The organism is Campylobacter devanensis, from assembly GCF_002139915.1.
GTDB classification, from domain to species: domain Bacteria; phylum Campylobacterota; class Campylobacteria; order Campylobacterales; family Campylobacteraceae; genus Campylobacter; species Campylobacter devanensis.
On sequence record NZ_CP018788.1, the window covers coordinates 1369551 to 1386430 of the forward strand.

The window sequence follows — 16880 nt, forward strand, 5'->3', positions numbered from 1 at the left end:
TTTAAACCCTTATTGTAGTATTCTTGGTAGGGTTATGCCAGTTTGGGATTGATATTTGCCATTTTTGTCAGCGTAGCTAGTTTCACAAATCTCATCCCCTTGTAAAAATAGCACCTGAGCTATCCCCTCATTTGCGTAAATTTTAGCTGGAAGTGGGGTTGTATTTGAAATTTCAATTGTGATATGTCCTTCAAATCCAGGCTCAAATGGCGTTACATTGACTATTATCCCACACCTTGCGTATGTACTTTTGCCAAGGCATATAGCTAGGGTATCTCTAGGCATTATGAAATACTCCACCGTCCTAGCTAAGGCAAATGAATTTGGTGGCACAATACAGATATCACCGATGAAATCAACTACATTTTTCTCATCAAAATTTTTAGGGTCTACAACTGTACCACCTACATTTGTAAAGATTTTAAATTCATTTCCAACCCTAATATCATATCCATAACTAGAAAGCCCATAGCTGACAACGCCACGACCGATATTCTCTTCACAAAATGGAGTTATCATCTTGTGTTCTAAGCTCATTTGGCGTATCCATTTATCACTTTTTAAACCCATAAATTTCCCTTTATGCAAATTTATTTAATTATATTTTATATACAATTTTAAGTTAAAGCTAAGTATTATACAATCTAGTTAATTTTGAAATGCTTAAAAAGGAGAATAAATGAGCGGACGCAAAATTCTATCTCTTGTGATTTGTGTTTTAATCGCTGCGGTGTTTTTTGTTTTACCTACGCCACATGGTCTAGAAGACAATGCGTGGCATTTTTTGGGTTTATTTATAGCTGTCATTTTGGCTATCATTTTTGCCATTATGCCACTTGGTGCGATCTGTTTGATAGCGATCGCAATCGTCGCTATTACTGGAATCACGACGCCACAAAGCACTCTTAGACAAACTCAGATCAAGACACTTACTGCATTAGCCAGCAAAGTTGATATTGATAAAATGGAGTTAAAAAAACAGATTTTAAACGCTAAAATTTTAGCTCTTAAAAATGCACTAAACGATCTAAAAATCGAGATAAACTCACAAAATGAAGGTGAAAATTTGCTAAAAGAATTATCAGCTTTGCATCTTAAAAACACGACAAAAACGGCAAATTCAAAGCTTTTAGATGGTAGTGAGATTTCTGTTTTAAATAGTATTGCGTTGAATAAATTTAGTCAAAAAGAGATAGACAAAAAAGTCAAAGCTGCTGAGTGGAAACTCAAAGCCAAAACCGGTATAAACGATGCTTTAAGTGGCTTTTCAAATGCGTTAATTTGGCTCATTGTTATTTCAATCATCGTAGCTAAAGGCATCATAAAAACAGGGCTTGGCGAAAGACTTGCATATTATTTTATCTCTATTTTTGGTAAAAAAACGCTTGGAATTGCCTATTCAATCGCACTTAGCGAGACGATTTTAGCACCCGTCACGCCCTCAAATACAGCTAGGGCTGGAGCTATCATAAATCCGATTGTTCAAGCGATCTCAAAAAGCTTCAAAAGTACGCCAGAAGATGGCACACAAAACAAAATCGGAACATATTTGTCACTTGTAAATTTTCAAGCAAATCCGATCAGCTCAGCAATGTTTATTACCGCAACTGCGCCAAATCCTTTGGTCGTAGATCTTGTCGCAAAAGCTACAAATTTAGATATTTCTATTAGCTGGATACAGTGGGCTTTGGGTATGTTTGTGCCCGGAATTTTGGCGATGATGATTATGCCTTTGGTGATTTATTTTTTATCGCCACCAGAGATCAAATCCACCCTAAATGCTAGAGCTTTTGCCAAAGAAAAACTTGCAGAACTAGGTGCTATGAGACGCGATGAAAAGATTATGTTTGGCGTATTTTTATTTTTACTTATACTTTGGGCTGGTGTATTTGGATTTTTGTTTGGAATCACGCTAAATGCCACAACTATCGCATTTTTAGGTCTTAGTGTCGTGTTGGTGACTGGTGTTTTGAGTTTTGATGAAATTTTAGCCCAAAAAGCCGCATGGAATACACTTGTTTGGTTCTCTGCACTTGTTATGATGGCAACTATGCTTGGCAAACTTGAAGTAACGACATTTTTGGCTTCAAATTTACAACAATTAGCACTAAATTTAGGTCTTGGCGAGATTTCGATTATGCTATTTTTATCGGTTGCGTTTTTGTATTCACACTACTTTTTTGCTTCGACAACTGCACATATTTCGGCAATGTTTTTTGTATTTTATAGCGCAGGTCTTGCACTTGGCGCACCACCGCTTTTGTATGCATTTATTATGATTACAGCTGGAAATGTGATGATGGGTATAACACATTATGCTACAGGAACTGCGCCGGTCATCTTTGGTACTAACTACGTTAGTCTCAAAAAATGGTGGGGCATTGGTTTTGTTATGTCGATCGTAAATATGGTCGTGATGATTTTGGCCGGTTTGGTTTGGTGGAAAGTTTTAGGATTTTATTAAATTTATGGCAAAAGTATGCGTTTTTCATACTTTTGCTATGTTAAATATTGTTTTTTTACTATAAAATAAAATTGGGGATTGATGAAGTATGTTTCGTATGTTTTGACTTTCGCGTTTTTTGTAATGGTTTTGGCTAAGACCGCTAGAGTTTTCAAATTTTTTGACAAATTTTTCTATACTGCGATTTTCATCTTTTACGCCCCAAATTCCCAAAGCATAGCTTGAGATAGCGACTAAAAGAACTGCAGCAAAAAGAACAATTAGCCCAAAAATAGGATCACGATATTCTATAAAAAAGAAATCCAAATGCTAAACCTAATAATCAAATTTAAAGACCATTATAGTAAATTCAAGGTATAATCTCGCTTATGATAAAATCAAGTAGTATAGAATATCATCTTTTTTTAAAAATATATTAAGAAATTAATAAAATAAATAAGTTACATTTTTAAGTAGTGACCAACAACTCTTGTCTTTTTGATTGGTGCGACAATAACGCATTATTTTTTATAAAAAACACTGATTGTAATATTTAATCAAATCAATTAAATTCATAAATTTAAATCAATAAGGAGATTTTTATGTTCCTAAACAAAAATATCATTTTATTGCTTTTAGGCCAAGGTTTTAGTGGAACTGTTGTCTCTTTGCTAACTTTTAGTAGTGGATTAGCTGGAAAGTGGCTGCTTGATGATATTTTGTATGCTAAGGCTTGTCTGCATTGTTATAATAGTAGTTTTGCCTCGCTTCCTATCTCTGCTACGCTTTGCGGGGCTTTTATAGCTGTATTTTTTCATCAAATTTAATGCAAAAATTTGGTAGAAAAAAGGTATTTTTATATGCTTCTTTGATTGGTTGTTTGGGCACTGGTTTTGCTATGTTTTCACTAATGTCTGGGCTATTTTATCTATTTTGTTTTGCGACTTTTTTGCTCGGATTTTTTACTGCGCTCAATCAATTTTATAGATTTTTAGCTAATGAAGCTCTAAATTTAGCTACGCAAAATGACAAAAACAGAGCTACAGCCTTTGTCGTAGCAGGCGGGATAATGGGTGGTATTTTAGGACCAAATTTGGCAAACATCGGCACTTTGATATTTGATACACCTTTTGTTGGCTCATTTTTATTTGCGCTTTTGCTTTGTGCTATCAATTTTGCTATTACTCTGCCATTAACGCTTACTTCACCAAATACTAAAAAACAATCTCAAAAAGTCCCTTTACTAACTTGCTTAAAAGAGCCAAATTTTATTCTTGCTACGCTAGCTTGCGCTTTTGGATTTGCATTTATGACGCTCATTATGAACGCAGCGCCGCTTGCGATGAGTGAATATAAATTTAGCTATGACGAAGCTAAAAGTGTGCTTGTGTGGCACTTCATAGCTATGTATGCACCAAGCTTATTTTTAGCGTTTTTTATGAAAAATTTAAGTCCGTTTAGGCTTATTTTACTTGGGATTTTATTTTATTTGATTGCTGTTTTGGTAGCACTTTTTAGCGTGAGTTTTTGGGGATTTTGAGTGAGTTTAGTGCTTGTTGGTATCGGCTGGGCTTTTAGTTTTAATGGCGGAACATTTATGCTAAATGCCATAAACTCAGAGTATAAACTACGCTTACAAGGTCTAAATGCTATTAGCATTTTTGGAGCAAATTTGTTAGCAAGTTCTAGCGTAGGATTTGTGCTAGCAAATGGTGGTTGGAAAGTGCTAAATTTGATTTCTTTTGGATTTATAGTGATATTTTTATCTATTATTTTCGGACTTAAAAAGATATGAGTTATAAATATGAGTTAAATTAAAGTAAATAGTTGGTATAATCCCCTTTATGATAGAACCAAGTAGTATAGAAAATTTAAAAGCCATAATAGATATAAGTGATGTCATAAGTAGCTACATACCGCTGAAAAAATCAGGTGGAAACTTTGTGTGCGTATGTCCATTTCACAACGATAAAAACCCATCAATGAGCATAAGCCCTAGTAAAGGAATATTTCACTGTTTTGCTTGTAAAGCAGGTGGTGATGCTATCAAATTTATAATGGACTATGAAAAACTTGCAAATATGTATAACTTTACCCTGACTTATACGAAAGAACAAAATAGCCATAAAATAGATAAAAAAGTACTTGAAAATCTAAATTTACACTACAAAAGCCTACTTTACAAAAATCAGGAGGCACTAAACTATCTATATAATCGCAGTATAAATGACGCTATGATAGAGATCTGGGAGCTGGGCTGGGCTAGTGAGAATCAAAACACGCTAAATTGACTTCAAAATGAAAATATAGACAAGGAAGCAGCCCTACAAATGGGTGCGATAAAACAAAGCGAACACTCAAAGGTTATTTTTGCAGAATTTGGACTTAAATAACTTAGAGTAGCTTTTAGCTCCTCTTATTTTGAGTGCTAAAACTCTATGTTTTTCTTTGGTGTTGTTTATAACTATAGGTATTTTACTGGCATATTTTTTGGCATTTTACAAGGGTAAATTTAAAACATTTTTTGAACTAGTTATAATGATTTTTCCACCTATTGCTACTGGATTTTACTGCTTTACGTATTTGGTAGAAATAGCTAGTTTTTTAAATTTAGAGATAGTTTTTAGTCTCAAAGCTTTAGTTATAACTTCATTTTTAGCAAGTCTACCACTGTTTGTAAAGCCGATTCAAGCCACATTTGAGAATTTCCCAAAGATCTTATTGAAGTTGGCTTGAGTATTTGAAAAAAATAGGTTTGAGATAGCTGTTTTTATTATTTTTCCAAACATCATTGGCGATATTTAATGCGGTTTATAATGGCCAAAACGAAAAAGCTCTCATTCTTAGCTTTGTTCTTGTGATTCTTAGCTCATTTATGTTTTGGATGATAGATAGACTAAAACATACGCGAACTTTTGAAGTTTGATAAATTTGGATTATTTTGATTATCTTACGCTTAAATTTAGCGTATAAATCCAAATTTTAGATATTTTTTTTAAATTTAAACCAAATCTTTTACTCAAATTTGATAAAATGTAAAGTTAATTAAATTTTAGGAGAACTATTATGACAAGAGATGAGATTAAAGAGCTTATGAGCTTTTTTGATGAGACAAACATTAATAAAATTAAGATAAAAGATGGTGATTTCGTAATCGAGCTAGAAAAACATGAGCCATGCGAGCAAATAGCCCCAGCTCCAGCTTGCCCTACAATCCCAGCTCCAGCCCCAATCAATGTAGTAGTAAATGAAAAAACAGTAACTACTTCAACAGCAACTGATACATTAAACGCACCGATGGTAGGGACATTTTATATAGCTCCAAGTCCAGGCGCTCCAAGCTTTGTTAAGGTAGGTCAAACAGTGAAAAAAGGCGACACTATAGGCATTATAGAAGCGATGAAAATTATGAATGAGATTGAAGCTGAGTTTGATTGTAGAATTACAAAAGCCCTAATCGCAGATGGCCAACCGGTGGAATTTGGTATGGCGTTATTTGAGGTTGAAAAACTATGAGAGAGATTAAAAGAATCCTAATAGCAAATCGTGGTGAAATAGCTCTTAGAGCACTTAGAACTATCCAAGAGATGGGTAAAGAAGCAGTTGTAGTGCATTCTACAGCTGATAAAGATGCTCTTTATGTTAAATACGCTGATGCTAGTATCTGTATAGGTGGTGCTAGAAGTAGTGAGAGCTATCTACATATCCCAGCTATTATCACAGCTTGCGAGATTAGCGAAGCTGATGCGATATTTCCAGGTTATGGATTTTTGAGCGAAAATCAAAATTTCGTAGAAATTTGCGAAAAGCACAATATCAAATTTATAGGCCCAAGCGTAGAGGCTATGGCTTTAATGAGTGATAAAAGCAAAGCCAAACAGATGATGATGAGAGCGGGAATTCCAGTTGTACCAGGTAGTGATGGCGCTATCAAAGATATGGAAATGGCTAAAAAATTAGCTAGTGAAATTGGCTATCCAGTGATTATAAAAGCAGCCGCAGGTGGCGGTGGCCGTGGTATGAGAGTGGTAGAGAAAGAAGAGGATTTAGAAAAGAGCTTTTGGTCAGCTGAAAGCGAGGCTATGAGTGCCTTTGGTGATGGGACAATGTATATGGAAAAATATATCTCAAATCCACGCCACATAGAGGTTCAAGTCCTAGGCGATGAGTATGGCAATGTAATCCATGTAGGTGAAAGAGATTGCTCAATGCAACGCCGCCACCAAAAATTAATAGAAGAGAGCCCAGCAGTAATTTTAGATGATGAAACTAGGGCCCAACTCCACCAAACAGCCGTAAATGCTGCTAAAGCCATAGGATATACGGGTGCTGGGACTTTTGAGTTTTTATACGATCAAAGGGATAATAAATTTTATTTTATTGAGATGAATACAAGACTCCAAGTTGAGCATTGTGTAAGTGAGATGTGTAGCGGATTAGACTTGATAGAGTGGATGATACGAATCTCACAAGGCGAGAGATTGCCAGAGCAAAAAGATATCAAATTAAGTGGCCACTCAATAGAGTGTAGAATCACAGCCGAAGACCCAAAAAGCTTCACTCCAAATCCAGGTAAAATCACAAAATATGTCGCCCCAGGCGGTAGAAATGTCAGAATGGATAGCCATGTTTATGAGGGTTATAGCGTTCCGCCGTATTATGATAGCATGATAGGCAAATTAATCGTCCATGATATAGATAGAAATAGAGCTATTGCCAAGATGAAAGTCGCACTTGATGAGCTAATCATACAAGGGATTAAAACAACCAAAGATTTTCATATAAATATGATGAATAATGATGATTTTATCAATAATTTATATGATACAAACTATTTAGCAAAGCATTAAATCTACTTAAATCAAATTTGGTTAAGATAGCCAAATTTGATTACTTAATTATATTTTTTATTTGAGAAAATATTTTTTGTTATTTTGAATGTATTTAATATTTTCAATATTATAAAACCAAAAAATCTTAAGTTCCAAAATCATTTTTATTAAAGCTTAAAGAGTTTTAATAAAATGGCGTAAATCTGCGTCTATCGCAGTAACCTTAAGAGGCTTTTACAAAATTTTCGCAAAGACTAGCTTTGCTAGTCTGCGAAGTTAAAAATATTTTATGAGCCAATTACGCCGCCATCTTTTTTACGGATTTGGACTATTGTGCTTCGTGGAGTTGAGTTGCCGCCATTTGGATAGTGGCTATTTGCTAGATTTTCGCCTGGGTGTTGGATTCCTACAAACATAGTTGTATAATCTTCATTAAAGGCAATTCCCGTAATCTCACAAGCCACAGGCCCAGTCAAAAATCTTCTAACCTCGCCGGTGATAGGATTGGCGCATAGCATTTGGTTATTTCCCATCCCTTCATAATCGCCTTTATTTGAGTATTTACCATCAGTTTGTATCCAAAGTCTGCCAAATTTGTCAAATTTCAATCCATCTGGGCTATTAAACATATTTTCTGTATTGATATTGCTAGTTCCTTTTCTTAAATCATTTGGATATTTTAAAGGATTTCCCGCAAGTAAAAATATATCCCATTTAAAGCCACTATCAGCGTGATTACCGCCTTTTGGGGACCATCTTAGGATGTGGCCATAGATATTATTGGCTCTTGGGTTTGACTCGCTCACTTCTGTTCTTTTGGTGTTGTTGGTTAGGGTTACATATAGGTATTTTCCATCTGAGTCTGCTGCTATCCACTCAGGTCTATCCATAGGTGTAGCACCAACTATGCTAGCTGCTAATCTAGCATTTATCAAGACATCGCCTTGATTGTGAAAGCCATTTTTCTCATCTAAACCATTTTTGCCATATTCTAAGGCCACCCACTCGCCTACGCCTTTGAAATCGCCGGTATCTTTTAGTTTGGCTACATATAGAGTGCCTTCATTTAAGATATCTTTATTTGGTTTATTTGGATTGTATTTGGCTTTGCTAACAAATTTATATATAAACTCATTAACCTCATCATCGCCCATATATACCACTACTTCACCGTTTTTGGCTATTACTACTTCAGCATTTTCGTGTTTAAATCTACCTAGGGCGGTGCGTTTGATTGGGGTTGAGTTTGGATTATATGGATCTATCTCTACTACCCAACCAAAGCGATTTGGCTCATTTTCGTTTTTAGCAATATCAAATCTCTCGTCTAATTTCCACTCATAATTCTCGCCTTTTACGCTAAGGCCATAGCGTTTTTGCGCTGGATTAAATGCGTAATTCTCATCACTAGACCCAAAGTAGCCATCGAAATTCTCTTCACAAGTAAGATATGTCCCCCATGGCGTTTTGCCACTAGCGCAGTTATTTATAGTTCCATATACTTTACTACCGCTCTTATCGGCTTTTGTTTTCATAAGCTTATTAGCTCTAGCTGGGCCTTGGATCTCCATTTTGGTATTGGCTGTGATTCTGCGATTGTATGGCGAGTCTAGCACAACACTATAATCTCCATCGCTATTTCTAGCTATCTCAAATATACTTACTCCAACGGAATTTTGCTCATATTTAACATCATCTAAGCTCATATTTTTGCCATTGTGATTAAACATTATTTCTGGATTCATATACTCATTATTAACAGCTAAAATCGCTCTATCTTCATCAAGGCCAAACCACGCCATACCATCGGTATTATCGCCAAATACCAAATTCGCATTTGCTATGGCTGCTTTATTGATAGTTTTACTCTCATCAAAAGGCGTTGCCTTGCTAAAGAGCGCATCGCCCCAACTAATTAACTTTTTAGCCTCATAACCTTTTGGGACTATGACGCTATCGCTTGTGCTAGGGGCGATTTGTTTAAATCCTATTAAAGGTTTTTTCTCACTAGCTAACACACTAGAAGGCGAAAAAAACCCCGCATAAGCCAAAACAGCGCTAGAAACTTTCAGAAAATTTCTTCTTTCCATAAAAAACTCCATATGATAAATTATGATGAAATTATAAAATCAGCTTGTAAAATTTTTATGTTATTTTGGTTAAAAATATGTAAAATTTAGCCTTAAAATTTTAAAATACAAATTTACAATATCCAAAGGAAGTAAGATGAGTAAAAAAATATTTATTTTAGGTACTGGAACTGATGTAGGTAAAAGCTATATAAGCGCCTTAATAGTCAAAAAAATGCGTGAATTTGGATTAAATATAGGATATTTCAAGCCTGTTTCGAGTGGGAATTTGGTAGGTGATGATGGGGATATAATCCCACTTGATGTGAAGTTTGTGCGTGAGTTTTCTAAGATTGAGCTTAGCTACTCTCAAATGAGTGAGTATAACTTTCTTAAGCCTTATTCTCCACACCTATCAGCTATAAATGAGAAAAAGCAAGTAAATTTAGATAAAATTCTAGCTAAATTTAAAATCCTAGATGAGATTTGTGATTTCTTGGTGATTGAGGGTGCTGGCGGAGCGATCTGCCCTTTTAGATATGATGGAGCAAAATTAATGCTACTTGATATAGTAAAGGCTATAAACTCAAGCGTTATAATAGTCTCAGACGCAGCCCTAGGAGCGATAAATCAAGTGGGATTAACTAGCTTTTATCTAAACCAAAATGGGATTAACATAAAGGGGGTAATATTAAATAATTTTGATGAGAATTGCCCAATTTGCGTTGATAATAAAAAGATGATAAAAGAGCTTTTTAGCTTAGAAATTCTCTCTTGTGTTAAAAGAGATGAGCTAAGCTTAGAAATCAATAAAAATGATATTTTAAATATATTTAATTAAGGATAAAATATGCTTTTGGATATAGCAAAGATGGATTTGGAGCTAATCTGGCATCCGTGTTCGCAAATGTATGATTATAAGGAACTACCACCGATTGTGATAAAGCGTGGTAAGGGGGTAAAAATCTATGATGAAAATGATAAAGAGTATATAGATATTATCAGCTCTTGGTGGTGTAATCTACTAGGCCACTCAAATGAGTATATCAATCAAGCTATCACAAATCAGCTTAACAATATAGAGCATGTGATATTTGCCAATTTCACTCACGAAGGCGCTGTGAGATTGGCTAGTAGATTAAGGCAAATTCTCCCACCTAAGCTAGATAAATTCAACTTTTCAGATAATGGTAGCTCGGCTGTGGAGAGTGCGCTTAAAATGGCGTTTCAATATCAGCACCAAGTAGGCAACACACATAAGAATAAATTTATCTGCCTTAGCAATGCTTATCACGGCGAAACTATCGGTGCTTTGAGCGTTGGGGCGCTTGATTTGTATGCTAAAATTTATGAGCCGATGCTCTTAAAAGCCATCCGCATAAAAGCCCCTGATATGTATAGAAGCGAATTTGAAGGTGATAGCGATGAGATAGCTAGAAAATATTTTGAGCATTATGTGGTGCCGATTTTTGAAAAATATGGCAAAGAGAGTGTGGCCTTGATAGTTGAGCCTATACTTCAAGCTGCAGCTGGGATGATGATATATCCGCCTTTGTATCTTAAAAAGCTACGCCAAATTTGCGATGAGTATGGGGTATTACTAATAGCTGATGAGATAGCTACTGGATTTGGGCGGACTGGGCGGATGTTTGCTTGTGAGCACGCAAATATCAGCCCTGATATCATAACACTCTCAAAGGGTCTAACTGGCGGATATATGCCTATGTCTGTCGTGGCTACGACTAATGAAATTTACAACGCCTTTTACGCCCCATACTCGCAAGGTAAGGCCTTTATGCACTCTCATACTTATAGCGGAAATCCACTTGGGTGCGCTGCAGCGAATGCGGTTTTGGATATATTTGAGAGTCAAAATATCTTAAATTCAGCTCAACAAAACGCAATTTATCTAAATAATGAGATAAACTCCGCTCTAAACTCGCATAAAAATGTAGGTCAAATTCGCTCCATCGGACTCATAAACGCAATAGAGCTAGTAGAGCAAAAAGATAGTAAAAAAGCCTTTAATAAAGATCTAAGAATCGGATATCAAATTTACAAAAAAGCTCTAAAAAATGGTCTTATATTAAGGCCACTTGGCGATGTGATATACTTCAATCCGCCGCTAAATATCCAAAAAGATGAGATGGATGAAGCGATAAAAAGGTGCGTAAAAAGCATTGATGAGATTCTTGGGGGATTTTAGTTTTTTAAGATTAAAATTGCGAATTTATAACTTAGGCTAAAATCATCATTAAAGTGCGAATTTAAGGCTTTATAAGAGCTTTTTGTAAGCTTAAATTCGCCTTTAATATTATTAACTCCAGTATGTTTAAGGTGAGTTAAAAGCTCTTTTAAATTGCTAAATTTTAGCTTTATTTCTTGCTCTTTTATTGTGAGAATTTCAAATTTTTTACCAAAAATCGCTTTTAACTGGGCTAAATTTTTATACTCCAATCCTTGATTTGTAAAGCTAGAAAGCTCCCTTAAAGTCCCATCAATAAATATACTAAAAGCCAAAATTCCGCCACTTTTTAAGCTAAATTTGAGCCTATTAGCCAAATTTTCAAGGGCATTAATCCATTGAAAAACAGAGCTTGAGATGATTAGATCTTGTCTATTTTGAATTTGTAAATTTGAAATATCCCCTATTTGAGTGCGGAATTTACTCATAAATTCACTCTCATAAAGGTCATTTAAAATCAAATTTTCATAGCTCAAATTATCTATAATCAACCTTGTCAAAACTCCGCTTCCAGCGCCAATTTCATAGATATCTTTGAAATTTTGCCTATAATCTTTAAGAGATTGTATCAAAGCATTCGCCGCATAAATCTGCGGTTTGGCATAAAGGTCATAAAATTTCGCACTTTTAAATTTCAACTATCTCTCCAAAGCTTTTAAAATTAAAAAATGCAAAATGCGGAGCGTTTATAATCCTAGCTTTATCCTTAAAATATTCTAAAACCGCCCTATTATCAAAGACCAAATCACGCTTACTCACATAAGCCCTATCCCACGAAATAGCGTTCTCACAGGGCAAAATAGCGTTTTTATAAAGATTTATAAGCTCGATTTTGGCATTTTGATTAAATGTAAAATCTTTTAATTTTTGCTCATTAATGCCTAAAAAACAGAGCCTTTTAAAGCCCTCAAAATCAAACTTGCTTATACTTTTATAAAAGATATCTTTTTTAATCCCATATTTTTCATCTATTCCAAAAGGGGTGCCATTTATGGCGATTGCGACCTTTAAGGGGGTGTTTTTCAGCGCCAAATTCGCAGCCCAAACGCCCATTGACCACGCTATTAAATATATATCTTTATCTATTAAAATTTCCTTATCAAAGCCCAAATCACTATAATCACTAACCACCAAAAGCCCATAATCCCCAAGCTCCAAGTGGCTAATACTACTTTTATCAAATCCATAACCTAAAAATAACACAATAAGCTTTTTGCTATCTTTAATGAGATCCATTTTCATCTAAAATCCTTTTTAAGCTCACTAAATCATCAATTTCTAAATCCGCCCTTAAGCTAATTCTAAGCCTAGCTTTCCCTTCTGGCACCGTAGGTGGCCTAATGGCTGGTATGAAATATCCAAGACTTTTCAAGCTATTTGAAAGCTTTAAAGTCTTAGCATTATCTCCTACGATAAAAGGCGAAATATGAGTGGAATTTAGCCCCAAAAAATTGATTAAATTCGCTAGATTTTCACGCTCTTTTGTGTAGTCTTTACTTAGCACAAAATTACTCCAAGCTACATTTATAGGCGCCAAAGCGGTCGAGTATATAAGGCTTCTAGCACTATTTATGAAGATATCTTTAAACTCATTTGAGCTTAAAATCACAGCCCCGCTGCTACCTAGCGCCTTGCCAAGAGTAATAAGCATAAAATCAATATCACAACTCAATCTAGCACCAATCCCAAGCTCATCTAGAGCAAAAAATGAATGCGCCAAGTCGATATAGAGCATCACGCCATCATATCGCTTTTTTAAAGATAGCATAAAATCTATATCCGCCCTATCGCCATCCATGCTAAAAATCGCCTCGCTTAATATGATAATATGCTTAAATTTATCACAATTTTGCTTAACCAAGCCCTCTAATGCTTCATTGTCATTATGGGCGTAGCGTTTGAATTTCGCATTTGATAATTTCAATGCATCTATCATACTAGCATGAATTAATTTATCAGCTATAAAGAGCGTATCATCACTATTTAAGGCGCTAATACAGCTTAAATTCGCACAATACCCAGAGTTAAAAATCACCGCACTTTTATGAAATTTAGCCTCAAACCAACTCTCCAAACGATCAAATTCATCACTTGAAGTATATACCAATCTACTAGCCCCAGAGCCAAAATACCACTCACTACCCAAGCAAATTTGCAAAAATTCATCTCTTAATGCCCTATTGCTAGCTATCCCAAGATAGTCATTACTACCTAAATTCAAGAGATTTTTACCATCTAAACTTAGAAATTTTGAGCTTATCTTAGAGTGCTTTAGCTCCCTAAAACTGCTATTTTGCTTTGCTTTTTCTATATCAAACATTATAACTCGCTTAAATTTGCCTTTTAAAAAGTTATAATTATATCAAAATGTAGCTATGTATTTTTAAATTTTCAATATTTTTCTAAAAGCATTGGCCTAGATTTTGCGACTTTACCAAAGATTGTATTGGAATTATAGATTTGGGGTGGATTAGCATTGGGTTAAATGCTGATTGGATAGTTGGTATTTTATATCGCATAATTGGGCTATATCTTTATCGTGCGTTACTAAGACCAAAGCGGCGTTATTGGTTTTGACATAGTCAAAGATTACGCTCATGACCTCTTTAGCGGTGGTTTGATCTAAATTACCAGTTGGCTCATCAGCAAAAATAATTTTAGGATTTTTAGCTAATACTCTAGCGATACTAACTCTTTGCTGTTGGCCGCCGCTAAGTTCGCCGATTTTTTGATTTATTACTTTATCTATTTTTAATGCTTTAAGGAGGTTTAAATCAATTTTTTGACCGCTTAATATAGTGGCGAGTTCGATATTTTCAAAGCCATTAAATCCTTTAAAAAGATAATGTGCTTGAAAAATAATCCCAAAATCATATCTGCGAATTTTTAAAAGTTCATCACTACTTAGCTTATAAAGTGATTTATCATTATATATAACTTCGCCATCAGTAGGCGATAAAAGTGTAGATAAAATGTGTAAAATTGTGGATTTTCCGCTACCACTAACACCCATAATAGCAGTAGTAGTAGCGGGTTTGATATCTAAATTTATATCGTTAAAGAGCAAATAGTCAAATTTATGAGATAAATTTAACGCCTTTAACATTATTAAGCCATTTGAGCAGCTACTTCAGCAGCAAAATCCTCAGTCTTTTTCTCTAAGCCTTCACCAACTTCAAATCTTACATAGCTTACAATTTCTATTTCGCCACCAAGTTTTTTAGCCTCTTCAGCTATTACTTGTTCAACAGTTTTTTTATCATCCATTACATAGAATTGCCCTAAAAGAGTAAGTCGCTGGTCAAGTTGAGTATTGTCAGCTATGTATCTCTCTATTTGACCTGGAAGGATTTTATCCCATATAGCTTCAGGTTTGCCTTGTTTTCTTAGTTCTTCTTTTAATTTTTCAGTTGCTTTGGCTATCACTTCATCGCTTAATTGTGCTCTACTAGCAAATTCAGGTATTTTGTGAAGTGGTTTTTTAAGGCGGACTAGCTCTTCATTCTCTTTTTCAAGCTCACCTTTAAGAGCTAGATACTCTTTTTCTACAAAATCCGGGCTAAACTCTTTATAGCTTATAACTTGAGGTTTCATAGCCGCTGCATGCATACAAAGATTTCTTAAAAAATCGCCAATTTTGCTAGCTGTCGCTTCAGAGTCGCAAGCAGCGCCAATCAGAACACCAACACGGCTATTTGAGTGGATATATCCAGCTACAATTCCATTTTTGCTAGCTTTAATGGTTTCAAATCTTCTTACAACTAAATTTTCACCAATAGTAGCGATTTGGCTTTGGAAAAACTCTTCAAATTTAACTCCGCCAATGCTTGACTCTTTAAGCTCATCAATTGTGGTGATTGCGTTAGTTTGGACATGTAGAGTTGTATTTTTAACCAAATCAACAAATGTAGCATTTTTAGCCACAAAATCAGTTTCAGAGTTAATTTCTGTTATGGTAGCTGTTTTATTATCGCTACTTACAACTACGCTTACAAGACCTTCGCTAGCTAAGCGATCAGCTTTTTTAGCAGCTTTGCCAAGACCTTTTTCTCTTAGTATATCAACTGCTTTTTGCATATCTCCATTAGCTTCTTGAAGAGCCTTTTTACAATCCATCATTCCAGCTCCAGTGCTTTCACGGAGCTCTTTTACCATATTTGCGCTAATTTCCATTACTCTTCCTCGCCTTCAGCCATAGCTTCTTCTAATATTTCATCTTTTTCTTCTTGAGTTGGAACTTCTATCTCTTCGCTGATTTCGCCATCTTGATCTCTTAAAGCTTTACCCTCATTGATCGCTTCAGCCATCTCTTGGCAGAATAGCTGAACGCTTCTGATAGCGTCATCATTGCCTGGAATTGGGTAGTCAATGATATCTGGATCGCAGTTTGTATCTATAGGAGCTACTACTGGTATTTTAAGTTTGTTAGCTTCTGCTACTGCGATTCTCTCTTTTACTGTGTCAATTACAAATATCATATCAGGGAGTGTTTTTATATTTCTGATACCGCCTAGAGTTGCTATTAACTTCTCTTTTTTGCGTCTTAGCATTAAAGCTTCTTTTTTGGTAAGTAAATTTATAGAGCCATCTTCTTCCATAGCTTCTATAACTTCAAGTTTTCTAATTGATTGTCTAATTGTTCCAAAATTCGTCATCATACCGCCAAGCCATCTGTGATTTACATATGGCATACCGCATTTTTCAGCATACTCTTTTACTGCGATACCGGCTTGTTTTTTAGTGCCGACAAATAGTATTGTTTTGCCTTCAGCTGCGGCGTCTCTTACTATATTATAAGTATATCTGAAATATCTAATAGTTTTTTGTAAATCTATTATATAAATGCCTTTTCTCTCGCCAAAAATGAATTTTTTCATCTTTGGATTCCAGCGTCTTGTTTGGTGACCAAAATGCACACCACACTCTAGTAAATCTCTCATAGTAACCATGAGTTTCTCCTTAAAAAAATTTGATTAGTTTATTCCTCTATGCTCCTTAACAGCGACATTAACTGCAACTAAACAAGGATTAGCATATGTGAAATGAAGTGCGAATTGTAGCTAAATTTAACTTATTTTTTGCTTTATTTGCTAAGTTGAAATTTCTCTTTAATACTTTGAAGTGAAGAGAAAATTTCTGCGATTTTTTCTAGGTCGCTACTTTCTATTTCAAATTTTTTTGGGCGAAAAAATAGCTCCAAAAGTGCCAAATTCTCTCCAAATTCCAATCCATAATTCCTAGCATTTTGTGAGATTTTTAAAAGCTCGATATCGGTGAATTTTTCATACATA

At 35.0% G+C, this 16880-nt stretch carries 20 protein-coding genes; 10 read left to right on the forward strand and 10 right to left on the reverse strand.

The window, feature by feature from the left end; all coding sequences use genetic code 11:
• Window positions 1-9: 9 nt before the first annotated feature.
• Entirely contained in the window at window positions 10-570 is a 561-nt protein-coding gene (gene dcd / locus CIGN_RS06890) for a dCTP deaminase (protein ID WP_086239172.1), read from the reverse strand.
• A 109-nt stretch (window positions 571-679) separates the two neighbouring features.
• Between dcd and CIGN_RS06895 the strand changes: the two genes are divergently transcribed.
• Window positions 680-2464, forward strand: a complete 1785-nt coding sequence (locus CIGN_RS06895; protein ID WP_086302922.1) for a DASS family sodium-coupled anion symporter — start codon at window positions 680-682, stop codon at window positions 2462-2464.
• Between the two features lie 24 nt (window positions 2465-2488).
• Here the strand turns inward: CIGN_RS06895 and CIGN_RS06900 are convergent, their stop codons facing one another.
• Complete coding sequence (locus CIGN_RS06900) at window positions 2489-2770, reverse strand: hypothetical protein (RefSeq protein WP_086302924.1); 282 nt, start codon at window positions 2768-2770, stop codon at window positions 2489-2491.
• Window positions 2771-3045: 275 nt separating this feature from the next.
• On the opposite strand from CIGN_RS06900, the gene CIGN_RS08355 reads away from it, so the two are divergent.
• The 7 genes from CIGN_RS08355 to CIGN_RS06925 all read left to right on the forward strand — a co-directional run bounded on the left by CIGN_RS08355 (window position 3046) and on the right by CIGN_RS06925 (window position 7293).
• The gene (locus CIGN_RS08355; protein WP_236844749.1) at window positions 3046-3270 is read left to right on the forward strand and encodes a hypothetical protein; all 225 of its coding nucleotides are present in this window, start codon (window positions 3046-3048) and stop codon (window positions 3268-3270) included.
• On the forward strand, window positions 3270-3983 hold the full coding sequence (locus CIGN_RS08360) for an MFS transporter (RefSeq protein WP_236844750.1): 714 nt from the start codon (window positions 3270-3272) through the stop codon (window positions 3981-3983). Before CIGN_RS08355 ends, CIGN_RS08360 begins: the two co-directional genes overlap by 1 nt.
• Window positions 3984-4238, forward strand: coding sequence for a hypothetical protein (locus tag CIGN_RS08365; protein ID WP_086290107.1), 255 nt, complete (start codon window positions 3984-3986; stop codon window positions 4236-4238).
• Window positions 4239-4287: 49 nt separating this feature from the next.
• The gene (locus CIGN_RS06910) at window positions 4288-4734 is read left to right on the forward strand and encodes a CHC2 zinc finger domain-containing protein (RefSeq protein WP_236844751.1); all 447 of its coding nucleotides are present in this window, start codon (window positions 4288-4290) and stop codon (window positions 4732-4734) included.
• Between the two features lie 199 nt (window positions 4735-4933).
• The gene (locus CIGN_RS08470; protein WP_335582295.1) at window positions 4934-5179 is read left to right on the forward strand and encodes a hypothetical protein; all 246 of its coding nucleotides are present in this window, start codon (window positions 4934-4936) and stop codon (window positions 5177-5179) included.
• 330 nt (window positions 5180-5509) lie between these two features.
• Entirely contained in the window at window positions 5510-5959 is a 450-nt protein-coding gene (gene accB, locus CIGN_RS06920; protein ID WP_086253751.1) for an acetyl-CoA carboxylase biotin carboxyl carrier protein, read from the forward strand.
• Window positions 5956-7293: an acetyl-CoA carboxylase biotin carboxylase subunit gene (locus CIGN_RS06925; RefSeq protein WP_086246094.1), complete on the forward strand. Its 1338-nt coding sequence runs from the start codon at window positions 5956-5958 to the stop codon at window positions 7291-7293. The genes accB and CIGN_RS06925 overlap by 4 nt, the downstream gene beginning before the upstream one ends.
• A gap of 269 nt (window positions 7294-7562) precedes the next feature.
• Here the strand turns inward: CIGN_RS06925 and CIGN_RS06930 are convergent, their stop codons facing one another.
• On the reverse strand, window positions 7563-9365 hold the full coding sequence (locus CIGN_RS06930; RefSeq protein WP_086302926.1) for a PhoX family protein: 1803 nt from the start codon (window positions 9363-9365) through the stop codon (window positions 7563-7565).
• A 136-nt stretch (window positions 9366-9501) separates the two neighbouring features.
• On the opposite strand from CIGN_RS06930, the gene bioD reads away from it, so the two are divergent.
• Complete coding sequence (gene bioD / locus CIGN_RS06935; RefSeq protein ID WP_086302928.1) at window positions 9502-10185, forward strand: dethiobiotin synthase; 684 nt, start codon at window positions 9502-9504, stop codon at window positions 10183-10185.
• A 9-nt stretch (window positions 10186-10194) separates the two neighbouring features.
• A complete protein-coding gene (bioA, locus tag CIGN_RS06940; protein ID WP_202819621.1) occupies window positions 10195-11550 on the forward strand; it encodes an adenosylmethionine--8-amino-7-oxononanoate transaminase in 1356 nt (451 codons plus the stop codon).
• Here the strand turns inward: bioA and CIGN_RS06945 are convergent.
• The 7 genes from CIGN_RS06945 to CIGN_RS06975 all read right to left on the reverse strand — a co-directional run bounded on the left by CIGN_RS06945 (window position 11547) and on the right by CIGN_RS06975 (window position 16879).
• Window positions 11547-12227, reverse strand: a complete 681-nt coding sequence (locus CIGN_RS06945; protein WP_086302930.1) for a methyltransferase domain-containing protein — start codon at window positions 12225-12227, stop codon at window positions 11547-11549. The two genes, bioA and CIGN_RS06945, sit on opposite strands and share 4 nt — an antisense overlap.
• Window positions 12217-12831, reverse strand: a complete 615-nt coding sequence (locus CIGN_RS06950; RefSeq protein WP_086302932.1) for a pimeloyl-ACP methyl esterase BioG family protein — start codon at window positions 12829-12831, stop codon at window positions 12217-12219. The genes CIGN_RS06945 and CIGN_RS06950 overlap by 11 nt, the downstream gene beginning before the upstream one ends.
• Entirely contained in the window at window positions 12812-13909 is a 1098-nt protein-coding gene (locus CIGN_RS06955) for an aminotransferase class I/II-fold pyridoxal phosphate-dependent enzyme (RefSeq protein ID WP_086302934.1), read from the reverse strand. The genes CIGN_RS06950 and CIGN_RS06955 overlap by 20 nt, the downstream gene beginning before the upstream one ends.
• Before the next feature lie 150 nt (window positions 13910-14059).
• Window positions 14060-14695, reverse strand: a complete 636-nt coding sequence (locus tag CIGN_RS06960) for an ABC transporter ATP-binding protein (RefSeq protein ID WP_086302936.1) — start codon at window positions 14693-14695, stop codon at window positions 14060-14062.
• A gap of 2 nt (window positions 14696-14697) precedes the next feature.
• A complete protein-coding gene (gene tsf, locus CIGN_RS06965; protein WP_086228727.1) occupies window positions 14698-15762 on the reverse strand; it encodes a translation elongation factor Ts in 1065 nt (354 codons plus the stop codon).
• Window positions 15762-16538, reverse strand: coding sequence for a 30S ribosomal protein S2 (gene rpsB / locus CIGN_RS06970; RefSeq protein ID WP_086302938.1), 777 nt, complete (start codon window positions 16536-16538; stop codon window positions 15762-15764). The genes tsf and rpsB overlap by 1 nt, the downstream gene beginning before the upstream one ends.
• 134 nt (window positions 16539-16672) lie before the next feature.
• Window positions 16673-16879 (reverse strand): hypothetical protein, encoded by a 207-nt coding sequence (locus tag CIGN_RS06975; RefSeq protein WP_086225553.1) that lies wholly within the window; start codon window positions 16877-16879, stop codon window positions 16673-16675.
• Window position 16880: the final 1 nt, after the last annotated feature.

Bases quoted from the DNA above. Each gene is read 5' to 3' on its own strand.
- dcd (WP_086239172.1), bottom strand. From the start codon at position 570: ATGGGTTTAAAAAGTGATAAATGGATACGCCAAATGAGCTTAGAACAC.
- CIGN_RS06895 (WP_086302922.1), top strand. From the start codon at position 680: ATGAGCGGACGCAAAATTCTATCTCTTGTGATTTGTGTTTTAATCGCT.
- CIGN_RS08355 (WP_236844749.1), top strand. From the start codon at position 3,046: ATGTTCCTAAACAAAAATATCATTTTATTGCTTTTAGGCCAAGGTTTT.
- CIGN_RS08360 (WP_236844750.1), top strand. From the start codon at position 3,270: ATGCAAAAATTTGGTAGAAAAAAGGTATTTTTATATGCTTCTTTGATT.
- CIGN_RS06910 (WP_236844751.1), top strand. From the start codon at position 4,288: ATGATAGAACCAAGTAGTATAGAAAATTTAAAAGCCATAATAGATATA.
- accB (WP_086253751.1), top strand. From the start codon at position 5,510: ATGACAAGAGATGAGATTAAAGAGCTTATGAGCTTTTTTGATGAGACA.
- CIGN_RS06925 (WP_086246094.1), top strand. From the start codon at position 5,956: ATGAGAGAGATTAAAAGAATCCTAATAGCAAATCGTGGTGAAATAGCT.
- CIGN_RS06930 (WP_086302926.1), bottom strand. From the start codon at position 9,365: ATGGAAAGAAGAAATTTTCTGAAAGTTTCTAGCGCTGTTTTGGCTTAT.
- bioD (WP_086302928.1), top strand. From the start codon at position 9,502: ATGAGTAAAAAAATATTTATTTTAGGTACTGGAACTGATGTAGGTAAA.
- bioA (WP_202819621.1), top strand. From the start codon at position 10,195: ATGCTTTTGGATATAGCAAAGATGGATTTGGAGCTAATCTGGCATCCG.
- CIGN_RS06950 (WP_086302932.1), bottom strand. From the start codon at position 12,831: ATGAAAATGGATCTCATTAAAGATAGCAAAAAGCTTATTGTGTTATTT.
- CIGN_RS06955 (WP_086302934.1), bottom strand. From the start codon at position 13,909: ATGTTTGATATAGAAAAAGCAAAGCAAAATAGCAGTTTTAGGGAGCTA.
- CIGN_RS06960 (WP_086302936.1), bottom strand. From the start codon at position 14,695: ATGTTAAAGGCGTTAAATTTATCTCATAAATTTGACTATTTGCTCTTT.
- tsf (WP_086228727.1), bottom strand. From the start codon at position 15,762: ATGGAAATTAGCGCAAATATGGTAAAAGAGCTCCGTGAAAGCACTGGA.
- rpsB (WP_086302938.1), bottom strand. From the start codon at position 16,538: ATGGTTACTATGAGAGATTTACTAGAGTGTGGTGTGCATTTTGGTCAC.
- CIGN_RS06975 (WP_086225553.1), bottom strand. From the start codon at position 16,879: ATGTATGAAAAATTCACCGATATCGAGCTTTTAAAAATCTCACAAAAT.